The organism is Brevibacterium sp. UCMA 11754 (assembly GCF_021532275.1).
GTDB lineage: Bacteria > Actinomycetota > Actinomycetes > Actinomycetales > Brevibacteriaceae > Brevibacterium.
This window is the reverse complement of the sequence record NZ_JACBOT010000025.1, coordinates 23,427-34,357: the sequence shown is the minus strand read 5'-3', so window position 1 is coordinate 34,357 and position 10,931 is coordinate 23,427. Positions and strand designations below refer to the sequence as shown.

General features: G+C 63.3%; 11 protein-coding genes. 10 read left to right on the top strand and 1 reads right to left on the bottom strand.

Going from position 1 to position 10,931, the window contains the following annotated elements; translation table 11 throughout:
• The first annotated feature begins 50 nt into the window (after positions 1 to 50).
• From HX613_RS13790 to HX613_RS13770, 5 genes are all read left to right on the top strand, one after another.
• A complete protein-coding gene (locus tag HX613_RS13790; RefSeq protein WP_235345840.1) occupies positions 51 to 569 on the top strand; it encodes a hypothetical protein in 519 nt (172 codons plus the stop codon).
• A gap of 200 nt (positions 570 to 769) precedes the next feature.
• Positions 770 to 1,075 carry an Asp-tRNA(Asn)/Glu-tRNA(Gln) amidotransferase subunit GatC gene (gene gatC, locus HX613_RS13785; RefSeq protein ID WP_009882665.1) on the top strand — a complete coding sequence of 102 codons (306 nt, stop codon included), beginning with the start codon at positions 770 to 772 and terminating at the stop codon, positions 1,073 to 1,075.
• Positions 1,075 to 2,577, top strand: coding sequence for an Asp-tRNA(Asn)/Glu-tRNA(Gln) amidotransferase subunit GatA (gatA, locus tag HX613_RS13780; protein WP_235346005.1), 1,503 nt, complete (start codon positions 1,075 to 1,077; stop codon positions 2,575 to 2,577). Before gatC ends, gatA begins: the two co-directional genes overlap by 1 nt.
• Entirely contained in the window at positions 2,574 to 4,055 is a 1,482-nt protein-coding gene (gene gatB, locus HX613_RS13775; protein WP_235345839.1) for an Asp-tRNA(Asn)/Glu-tRNA(Gln) amidotransferase subunit GatB, read from the top strand. The genes gatA and gatB overlap by 4 nt, the downstream gene beginning before the upstream one ends.
• A 194-nt stretch (positions 4,056 to 4,249) precedes the next feature.
• The gene (locus tag HX613_RS13770) at positions 4,250 to 5,320 is read left to right on the top strand and encodes a hypothetical protein (protein WP_235345838.1); all 1,071 of its coding nucleotides are present in this window, start codon (positions 4,250 to 4,252) and stop codon (positions 5,318 to 5,320) included.
• A 109-nt stretch (positions 5,321 to 5,429) separates the two neighbouring features.
• Here the strand turns inward: HX613_RS13770 and def are convergent, their stop codons facing one another.
• Positions 5,430 to 6,002, bottom strand: a complete 573-nt coding sequence (def, locus tag HX613_RS13765) for a peptide deformylase (protein ID WP_235345837.1) — start codon at positions 6,000 to 6,002, stop codon at positions 5,430 to 5,432.
• 471 nt (positions 6,003 to 6,473) lie between these two features.
• Between def and cysK the strand changes: the two genes are divergently transcribed.
• The 5 genes from cysK (at position 6,474) to HX613_RS13740 (ending at position 10,896) form a co-directional block, all read left to right on the top strand.
• A complete protein-coding gene (gene cysK / locus HX613_RS13760; protein ID WP_143922419.1) occupies positions 6,474 to 7,400 on the top strand; it encodes a cysteine synthase A in 927 nt (308 codons plus the stop codon).
• 126 nt (positions 7,401 to 7,526) lie between these two features.
• Complete coding sequence (epsC, locus tag HX613_RS13755) at positions 7,527 to 8,207, top strand: serine O-acetyltransferase EpsC (protein ID WP_235345836.1); 681 nt, start codon at positions 7,527 to 7,529, stop codon at positions 8,205 to 8,207.
• 333 nt (positions 8,208 to 8,540) lie between these two features.
• Positions 8,541 to 9,719: an LLM class flavin-dependent oxidoreductase gene (locus tag HX613_RS13750; RefSeq protein ID WP_235345835.1), complete on the top strand. Its 1,179-nt coding sequence runs from the start codon at positions 8,541 to 8,543 to the stop codon at positions 9,717 to 9,719.
• Positions 9,716 to 10,429, top strand: coding sequence for an NAD(P)H-dependent oxidoreductase (locus HX613_RS13745; RefSeq protein ID WP_235345834.1), 714 nt, complete (start codon positions 9,716 to 9,718; stop codon positions 10,427 to 10,429). Before HX613_RS13750 ends, HX613_RS13745 begins: the two co-directional genes overlap by 4 nt.
• Positions 10,430 to 10,431: 2 nt before the next feature.
• Positions 10,432 to 10,896: a MarR family winged helix-turn-helix transcriptional regulator gene (locus tag HX613_RS13740; RefSeq protein ID WP_235345833.1), complete on the top strand. Its 465-nt coding sequence runs from the start codon at positions 10,432 to 10,434 to the stop codon at positions 10,894 to 10,896.
• Positions 10,897 to 10,931: the final 35 nt, after the last annotated feature.

Here is a 10,931-nt window from a genome sequence, read left to right as displayed (position 1 = left end):
TCACAGGCATATTGAAGTGAGGAAACAGCTCAGTCTGAAAGAGTGAAGGCATGAAATCAATCCCCCGGTTGGTCGCTGGCACTGCTGTCGTCCTCGCCGCTGTACTCACCACTGCGCCGGTGACAGCTGGCATCGCCGACTTCGTCCTCAACCCGGGACAGCCGCCGATCAAACGCGCAGCCCCTGCGCTCTCCGGTTCGACCACGGAGCTTCCGGTGCCGGTGAGGTCTCGTGGCGAAGACCGCGACGATGTCGATGACGAAACCTCTCACGGCACAGGGTCCGACGGTGAGCAGCCGAGCGATTCGTACCGTCTGCACGCAGGTCCCAGAGAAGCAGCCGACACGGGATCGCAGGCCAGTGACTTCGCCGTGCGGGCCGGGGATTCGGCGGGCTTGGTCGCACACACCGCTGCCGACGCCCAATCTCGTGTCTTCGATCTTGCGAAGGACCTGCAGACCGGTGTTGACGCCGGTGAGTACACCCAGGTAGACGCAGACAGGGTGCTCAGTGAGCTCTCGAGCTACATCAAGGGCGAACGCACCTGGCCAGAGCGCGTCGGGGCCTGAGTCCGGAACCCTGCCTGAAACCGGAACCCTGCCTGAAACCGGAACCCTGCCTGAAACCGGAACCCTGCCTGGCGACACTCGTGCACCTCGGCGAAGCTGGGCAGTGAAGCTCGGCGAACCTCACAGCGATCGAATCTGAACCGGTCCGGCAAAGAGACTAGACTTGCTGACGAGTAAACAGAGACGATGAAAGGCAGGGAATGACGGAGTCCTCCGCAATCACCCCCGAGCAAGTCGAGCATTTGGCCTCGCTGTCTCGGATCGCCATGGGCGAAGACGAGCTGAAATCGCTCGCCGGTGACCTGAGCACCATTTTGAGCAATGTCGCCAGGGTCAACGAAGTGGCCGGCGATGACGTACCAGCGACCAGCCATCCGATCGCACTGTCGAATGTGCTGCGCCCCGATGTCGTGGGTGAGACCCTGACCAGCGAGCAGGCTCTGGCCTCGGCCCCGGCGTCCGCCGATGACAAATTCCTCGTCCCACAGATCCTGGGGGAGGAATGATGAGCGAACTGATCAATAGGAGTGCCCTTGAACTCGCCGCAGGATTGAAAGCCGGCGAGTTCTCCTCCGTCGAGGTGACCCAGGCTCACCTGGATCGCATCCACGCCACCGAAGCCGACTTCGGCTCATTCATCACCGTCACCGACGATCTCGCGCTGGAGACGGCGAAAGCAGTCGATGCCGAACGCAGCGCTGGTGGAGACGTCCACGCCCTGGCCGGAGTGCCCGTGGCGCTCAAGGACCTCGTCGTCACCGAAGGCGTGCGCACGACAGCGGGCTCGAAGATGCTCGAGAACTGGGTTCCACCCTACGAATCCACCGTGCACAACAAGGTCAAGGCCGCCGGACTCCCGGTCCTGGGTAAGACCAACCTCGACGAGTTCGCGATGGGATCGACGACCGAGCACTCGGCCTTCGGCACCACCCGCAACCCGTGGAACCTCGAGCACGTCCCCGGTGGTTCCTCCGGCGGCGCTGCAGCAGCCCTCGCCGGTTTCCAGGCTCCGCTGTCGGTCGGCACGGACACCGGCGGATCGGTGCGACAGCCCGCCGCGTTCACCGGCACCGTCGGTGTGAAGCCGACCTACGGTTCGATCTCACGTTTCGGCATCATCGCCATGGCCTCGAGCCTCGATCAGGTCGGTCCGATGGGCCGCAATGTCGCCGATGCCGCGGCTCTGCACGAACTGCTGGCCGGGCACGACCCGCTCGATTCGACCTCGTTGCCGGACCCGGTGGCAGGTTTCGTCTCCGCGGCGCAGACTTCGGATCTGGGGGGCAAGAAGCTCGGCGTCATCAAGCAGCTGCGCGGTGAGGGCTACCAGGACGGCGTCCGCGATGCCTTCTCCGCCGCCCTCGATGTCGCCGCTGCTGCCGGAGCCGAGATCGTCGAGGTCGACTGCCCGTCGATCTCATACGCGCTCGACGCCTACTACCTCATCATGCCTTCCGAGGTGTCATCGAACCTGGCCCGCTACGACGGCATGCGCTACGGGCTGCGGATCGACCCCGAGTCGGGCCCGGTCACCGCTGAGACGGTCATGGCAGCCACCCGCGCAGCCGGTTTCGGCAATGAGGTCAAGCGCCGCATCATCCTCGGCACCTACGCACTCTCCGCCGGTTACTACGACGCCTACTACGGGTCGGCACAGAAGATCCGCACCCTGGTGCAGAACGATTTCGCGAAGGCCTTCGCAAGCTGCGACGTCCTCGTCTCGCCGACGGCACCGACGACCGCACTGAAGTTCGGCGCCGAGGCGGCATCCGACCCGATGGCCCTCTACCTCGGCGACGTCGCGACTATCCCGGCCAACCTCGCCGGAATACCGGGACTGTCACTGCCCGCAGGGCTGGCCGACGGGCTGCCCGTCGGATTCCAGATCCTCGCCCCGGCACGTGAGGACGTGAAGCTGTACGAGGTGGCCGGCCCGCTCGAAGCCGCCTTGGAAGCCTCCGGGGCTCGGGTGCTCGATACTCTCGCGGAAGGACTGACCACCAAGTGAAATACGAAGACGCGATCAAGAAGTACGATCCGGTCATCGGCATCGAGGTCCACGTCGAGCTCGGCACCGCGACCAAGATGTTCGACGCCGCACCCAACACCTTCGGCGGGGGACCGAACACCAACATCACCCCCACCTCGCTGGGACTGCCCGGCTCCCTCCCTGTCGTCAACGAGAAGGGTGTGGAGTACGCGATCAAGATCGGCCTGGCACTGGGCTGTGAGATCGCAGAGACCTGCCGCTTCGCCCGGAAGAACTACTTCTACCCGGACGTTCCCAAGGACTTCCAGACCAGCCAGTCCGATGAGCCCATCGCCGCGGAGGGCGAGGTCGAGATCGAGCTCGAAGACGGAACGATGTTCACCATCCCCGTCGAGCGCGCCCATATGGAAGAGGACGCGGGCAAGAACACTCATATCGGCGGCGCCACCGGCCGCATCCACGGAGCCGACCATTCCCTGGTCGACTACAACCGCGCCGGTGTGCCCCTGGTCGAGATCGTGACCCACCCGATCACCGGGACCGGGGATCGGGCCGCCGAGGTGGCCTCCACCTACGTGCGCACACTGCGCGACATCTTCCGCGCCCTCGACGTCTCCGAAGCACGCATGGAACAGGGCAACGTCCGTGCCGATGTCAACGTGTCCCTGCGCGAGAGCCCCGATGCTCCACTGGGTACCCGCACAGAGACGAAGAACGTCAACTCCTTCCGCTCGATCGAACGCGCGGTCCGCTACGAGATCGCCCGCCAGGCGACCCGGCTCGAAGCCGGAGAGAAGATCGTGCAGGAGACCCGTCACTTCCATGAAGGTACGGGGGAGACCTCTTCGGGGCGCCCGAAGTCCGACGCCGATGACTACCGTTACTTCCCGGAGCCCGATCTGGTGCCTCTCGTTCCCAGCCGCGAATGGGTCGAGGAACTGCGGGCGACTCTGCCTGAACTGCCTGCGCAGAAGCGCCGCCGGCTTGCAGGCGTGTGGGGCTTCTCCGATCTGGAGTTGCGTGACATCGTCAACGCCGGTCTGCTCGAAGTCATCGAGGAGACGGTGAACGCCGGCGTGAAGCCTGCAGCAGCGCGCAAATGGTGGACCGGTGAGGTCGCCAGGCTGGCCAACCAGAAGGATCAGCTCACCGCCGAACTCGTCACACCGACGCAGATCGCAGCTCTGATCGGACTGATCAACGAGGGCAAGCTCAATGACAAGCTCGCGAAGGACGTCCTCACAGCCGTTGCCGACGGAGAAGGCGAACCGGCCGAGGTGATGAGTGCCCGTGGTCTCGAGATCGTCGAAGACACCGGTGCGCTCGAGGCAGCCGTTGAGGAAGCCATCGCTGCGAACCCCGACGTGGTCGAGAAGATCAAGGGCGGGAAGATGCAGGCCATCGGTGCCCTGATGGGACCGATCATGAAGGCCACCCGCGGTCAGGCCGATGCCGGAAAGGCCAAGGACCTGATCCTGGCCAAGATCAACGGCTGATCTCTCAGACGGCGGCTTCAGCAGGCGACTGAACAGAACTCAGGATTGATCCAGCCACACCCTCTAGACTCGGATACCAAAGAAGTCCGGAGGGTGTGGCTGTTCGCATTCTCACGGGCCAGACGCCGACTCCGCCGGACCAGGATCCGGAGGATCAGGCGTGAGGGTGCCATCCGTACGTGGAGGTGAATGCGGTGTCTCAGTCATGGAAGTCGTTGTGGAAGAGCGAATGCGGGAAGTCGATCCCGATCTATCGCATCCTCGTGCCCGAAAGCGTCAATCAGGGCATCGTGAAGGCGTGGAACGCTCGCGGGTACCGCTACACCGCCGGAGCACCAAGCGCGATCATGCTCACCGGGGCAATGCGTCGGAACTTCTTCCGCTCCAGCATGCTGTTCAAGGGCGGCACAGGAACCGGAGCCGCCGTGACTGCGGGCTTCGCCGCGCCGGGCGGTCTGGCGCTGCTGGCCGGAATGGCCGACGCCGCGCTGACATTCGGAGCTCTCGGAGGAGCGACCGCAGTGGGTACCGGTGTGTTCGCCGCAGTCACCGGACCGAAGTACTTCCGTGATCCCAAACGGCTGAGCCGGAAGAACCGTCAGCAGGTCGGACAGGCACAGTGGATCACGCCCGCTTCCCTGGGGTTCCAACCTGGCCGCAAAGAGGGCCGCGACACCGACGAACAGCGATTGTTCCACCTCGCCGTGACGATCGCGCGAAAGATCGTCCGGACACGCGCCTGGACCCACCCCATCCTGCGTGACCACGTCTCACGTGTCGACCTCGACCATGCTGTCGCCTCGATCGGAGTGCGACTGGCCGAACTGGTCCGGCTGCGCGAGGAGATCGAGAGCATCAGGGACGCGGGCACCGCGAAGTCGGTGGAGACGTACCTGTCGAAACTCGCCGTGGCCTTCACCTCGATGGCCAACCGTGTGCTGTCGATGCACGAGTACTATGAGCATCTCATCGCTCTCGATGAGCAGCTCATGCTGCTTCACAATTCCGAACGCTCGCGTGAACTCGGCGACCGCGTCCTCGACGTTCTGTCCCGGACAGCCGCCGACGACTCTGCGGACTGGCAGTTCAGGGAACTGCGGATCGACGCTGAGTCACAGTCCTCGATCATCTCGGGCCTGGTTGCCGAGCTCGACCAGACCGCAGACGACTTCGACGATTTCGACACACGACTGGCGGCTGCCCAGGAGTCGATCGATGCACTCGAACCCACGCCCTCACCGGAGCAGGACCGTCGCCTGGAGTAATCCGAATGCAGACGTCGCGGCCGGCGGTCTACTGATCGGCGGGTTCCGGATCGGCGGTTTCGGGCTCTGCGGCATCGAGGTCAGCGGAACCGGGCCAGTGGCGTCGGGATCAGTGACCGAAGGGATCGGGATCGACACCCGGCGTCCATGAACGCCCGGGAACGTTGTACCCGTTGGCAGCCTGCTCCTTCTTCCACTTCTTCGACCAGCGCTTGTCGAGTCGGTCCACATAGAGCGTGCCCTGCAGATGATCGTATTCGTGCTGCATGATGCGGGCGAACCAACCTTCAGCGGTCAGAGACACCGACTTGCCGGTCTCATCGACACCGTTGACCGTGACACGATCTGCGCGCTTGAGCGGAAAGTCGAGACTGGGCACCGAGAGGCACCCTTCGGTCTCCTCATCGGGATCCGGCCGGGTGTCGGGGATCTTCGAGGCGATGAGCAGGGGGTTGATGAAAGTGCCGCGTCTGCGGACTCCCGCGTCATCCTCGGCGTTGAAGACGAAGATGCGCTTAGCCACGCCGATCTGCGGAGCGGCCAGGCCGACACCGTTGCTGGCATCGAGGGTCTCATGCATATCGGCGATCAGGGTGGCGAGCTCGTCGTCGAAGTCGGTGATCTTCTCCGCACGTCGGTGCAGCACAGGCTCGCCATAGATGACGATGGAATGAATAGGCATGAGGACAATCGTATCGGCTTTCCCCACGGCATTGCGCCTGCCCTTTCGCTCGGCGCTCTGCCAGGACAGTCGCAGATCCACGGTCGTCTCGGCGTCTCAGATTCGCACTCCTCCGGAGGTGCCGAAACCGTGGTTCGAGTACCGAGGTTGGAGCGTCAGGGCGAGACGAAATCGACATACGCAGCCCTGATTGTTCAGCGGTTTTCTAGGATCAAGTGCTCTTCGCCGCGATCAGAAACGGGTTCTTCATTGACTATGACTCGCGATGACATGATATTTCGCTCGAAGCGAACATGGATTGTTGAGCAACCGCATGGGGAACAACCTTGAATGAGCCGTGGTTATGATGGTGATGAACCGTCTCGGTCCACGAGACGAGATCAGCAGCTGAAGCCTTCGGCTGATGGTCGCGTGACTGATTCGTCACAGCCCTCAGCACCGGGCGAACAAACAAGCTTGAAAGGACATGTCTTGACCATCTTCAACAATGTTTCCGAACTGGTCGGCCGCACTCCGCTCATTCGCGTGAACAAGGCCAGCGAACGTTCCGGCGCAGAGATCGTCGCTAAGCTCGAATCCTACAATCCCGCCAACTCGGTCAAGGACCGCATCGGTGTCGCGATGATCGACGCCGCCGAGGCCTCGGGTGAACTCAAGTCGGGCGGAACCATCGTTGAAGCGACCTCCGGCAACACCGGCATCGCATTGGCCATGGTGGGCACCTCGCGTGGATACAAAGTCCTGCTGACCATGCCGGAGTCGATGTCGAAGGAACGTCGTGCACTTCTGCGCGCCTTCGGTGCCGAACTCGTGCTCACCGAAAAGGCCAAGGGTATGAAGGGTGCCGTCGAGAAGGCAGAAGAGCTTGCCGCTGAAGGGGCGGTCCTCGTCCGCCAGTTCGAGAACCAGGCCAATGCCGACATCCACCGCGCCACGACCGGCCCGGAGATCCTGGCCGACACCGATGGCAAGGTCGACATCTTCGTCTCGGGCATCGGCACCGGCGGAACCATCACGGGAGCCGGCGCCGCACTGCGTGAGGCCAACCCGGACGTCAAGATCGTCGCTGTCGAGCCTGCAGCCTCCCCGCTGCTCTCCGGTGGAGACGCCGGACCGCACATGATCCAGGGACTCGGTGCCAACTTCGTCCCCGGCGTGCTCAACACCAAGATCTACGATGAGGTCATCACCATCGAGAACGAGGAATCCTTCACCCGCGCCCGCGAGGTCGCGAAGGAAGAGGGACTGCTCGTCGGAATCTCGTCAGGTGCCGCGCTCATCGCCGCAGAGCAGCTGGGTGCACGCCCTGAGAACGCTGGCAAGCGTATCGTCGTCATTCTGCCTGACTTCGGCGAGCGTTACCTGTCGACTCCGCTGTTCGCCGAGTACATGGACTGAGCAGAGGAACTTCGGCCGAGCACGGCCTGAGGCAGATGCAGGTCTGACCGATGAGGGCGTCAAACACACGTTTGGCGCCCTCACCGCATTGAGGATTGACGATCACGAGCGTGAAGGACTGTTGAGATGAAGGCACTGTGGACTCTGGCGGCTGGGGCGATCGGCGCAGCCGCCTACGGACTGAGCCGACCCGAAGTGCGCGCGGCTCTGCGCGAAGACCTCGATACAGTTCGCAGACGCGATCCTGCGGCGAGGAACGACTTCGTCTCGCTGGTCTCCTACCCGGGCATGCATGCGATCTGGGCGCACCGCGGGCTGCACCGACTATGGCAGAACGACACCACCAAGGTACCGGCCAGGTTGATGTCCCAGGCTGTGCGAACTCTGACTGGCGTCGAGATTCATCCCGGCGCCCAGATCGGGCGACGCTTCTTCATCGACCACGCCAACGGAGTCGTCATCGGCGAGACCTCTGAGATCGGTGACGACGTGATGCTCTACCACCAGGTCACCCTGGGTGGAACGTCAATGGAGCAGACGAAGCGCCACCCGACCATCGGCAATCACGTCCTCGTGGGGGCCGGTGCGAAGATCCTCGGACCTGTCGTCGTCGGCGACAATTCCTCAGTCGGCGCGAATGCGGTCGTCGTCAAGGACGTCGCCGCCGACTCGAGTGCAGTCGGAATCCCGGCAAAGGTCAGGCCCTATAAGAAGCCAACCGGCTCCGAGACGGCCACGACAGATGCCGATGGCGGACGGTCCACGTACGCTGACTTCGAACTCATCGACCCCGCCATCTGGATCTGAGTGCCACATAGATCTGAGCGCTATCTGCATCTGAGCACCGACCAGATCTGAGCGAGAGGCTTGCTCAACCGCCTGACCCAGCAGCACAGTCTTCTGCCTCACTCAGCAGCACAATCATCGCCGGGCCCACCCCGTCGGCATCCCTGAGGGATCTCGACCCGGAGGGCCCGGCGATTGCTGTCTCACAGCGTCCAAGCGTGCCGCGTGATCGCTGTGTGACGAAGCTCGGGAATACTTACCCGGCAGTGTCTGTTAAACTTTCAACTAGTTACTTCAAAACTGAAGCTATTCAGTTCAAGGAGAGTTCGCGAGCAGCGAGCAGAAGGAGCAGACATGGAACTCGGAATCTTCACCATCGGAGACGTCACCACCGATCCCACCAATGGGACGACGGTGTCTGAGAATCAGCGCATCAAGAACACGGTCGAGATCGCCAAGAAGGCCGAAGAGGTAGGCCTCGACGTCTTCGCCACCGGTCAGCACCACAACCCGCCGTTCGTCGCACCCGCGAACCCGCCGGTCCTGCTTGCAAACATCGCGGCACAGACAAAGAGGCTGCATCTGTCAACGGCCACCACCCTGATCACGACGACTGACCCGGTGCGCATCGCCGAAGACTATGCCTATGCTCAGCACCTCTCCGAGGGACGCATCAGCCTGGTCATGGGGCGCGGCAACACCGGACCCGTCTACCCCTGGTTCGGCAAGGACATCCGTTCGGGCATTCCGTTGGCAGTCGAGAACTACAACCTGCTCTACCGCCTCTGGCGCGAGAAGAACATCGACTGGGAAGGCAAGTTCCGTACGCCTCTCAACGGGTTCACCGTCACCCCGACACCACTGGACGATGTCCCGCCGTTCGTGTGGCACGGATCGATCCGCAGCCCCGAAATCGCTGAACAGGCCGCCTACTACGGCGACGGGTATTTCCACAACAACATCTTCTGGCCGGTGTCGCACACTGCCCGCATGGTTCAGCTCTACCGTCAGCGCTATGAGTACTACGGCCACGGAGCTGCGCACCAGGCGATCGTCGGACTCGGCGGTCAGGTGTTCATGCGCAAGAACTCGCAGGACGCCGTCAAGGAGTTCCGTCCCTACTTCGACAACGCACCGGTCTACGGCCACGGCCCCAGCCTCGAGGACTTCTCGACGCAGACCCCCTTGACCGTCGGATCGCCCCAGCAGGTCATCGAACGCACCCTGAGCTTCCGCGACTGGGCCGGGGACTACCAGCGCCAGCTCTTCCTCATCGACCACGCGGGACTGCCGCAGAAGACGGTGCTGGAACAGCTCGATATCCTCGGTGAGGAAGTCGTCCCGGTCCTGCGGAAGGAATTCGCGAAGGACCGTCCGGCCGATGTTCCCGACGCACCGACACACGAATCACTCGTCATCCGTCACCGCGAAGGCCGGGATCCCATCCCCGGCGGCGGTCCCGGATCGCGCGCCTATGCCGACCGTCAGGCCAAGGCCGCAGAGAAGAACGACACCCAAGGAGCTGATCGATGATGCGCATCCTCAGCATCACGACCTCGCTGAGCGAGGACTCGACCACACTGAAACTGTCGAACAAGATCATCGCGGCGGCCACCTCGGCGGCAGAAGCTGCGGGTCTGAGTGCGGAGGCCGACCACGTCAACGTGCGGAACCTGAGCTCGGACCTCACCGATATGGCCCTGACCGGGTTCCGTTCGGAGAACCTCGAAGCGGCATTCGCACAGGTCGCCGAGGCGGACGTGATCGTCACCGTCGCACCCGTGTACAAGGTCGCACCGGTGGGCCTGCACACCTTGTTCTGGCAGCTCATCGACGAAAAGGCACTGGCGAACAAGCCCGTGCTCATCGGCTCGACCGGCGGCACACCGCGGCACTCACTGGCAGGGGAGAACGTGCTGCGTCCGATGCTGTCCTACCTCAAGGGCATCGTCGTGCCGACGACGGTCTTCGCCGCGACCGATGACTGGGGCAGCATCGAGGGCGGCCGCAGCCTCAACGCCCGGATCACCCAGGCCAGCGAGGAGCTGATCGGATTGGCGGCGAGCCTGAACGGTGTCGATGCCGGTTCGAGCGCAGGCCCTGCAGACGAGGATGCCGACGCCGACTCTGCGTCCACGACGACCGGCGAGTTCGGCCGGCGCGGCGCGCGGCGGAATCCGAGCATCGATAACGAGTTCAATCCCGATCTCATCACCCCCTTCGCCCAGCTGCTCGAGGGTTGACAATGGTCGAGATCAAGCTCGGCCGGGGTCGTGACGCGCTCGCGCAGAGGTCGTGGCGGTTGTACTTCGAGACCTCGCAGCGCATCCGGCAGAACCTCGAGGGCAACCTCAAGGACCGGGCGGGTCTGACGGTCAGCGACTACAACACGCTGCTGCTGCTGTGGGAGGAGCCGACCCACCTGCTGACGATGAGTGTGCTGGCCAGGAAGTTGGTGTTCTCACCCTCACGGCTCAACTACCGGATCAAGGTGTTGGAAGACGCCGGTCTGGTGACGAAGACGGAATGCGCTGAGGACAAGCGGGCGCACAACGTCGGCCTCACCGAGGTTGGGGCGCAGGCCTTCCTCAGCGCGGGACGTCAGCACCGGGAGAACATCGACGAGGTGTTCCTCTCCCACGTCGACGATGAGGAACTCGAGGTCATCGAGCGAGTATTCGCAAGGATCGGCAAGGCGCTGCCCGAATAGGATCTCCTTGGTTGGGCCCTGCCCGAGTGAGGCTG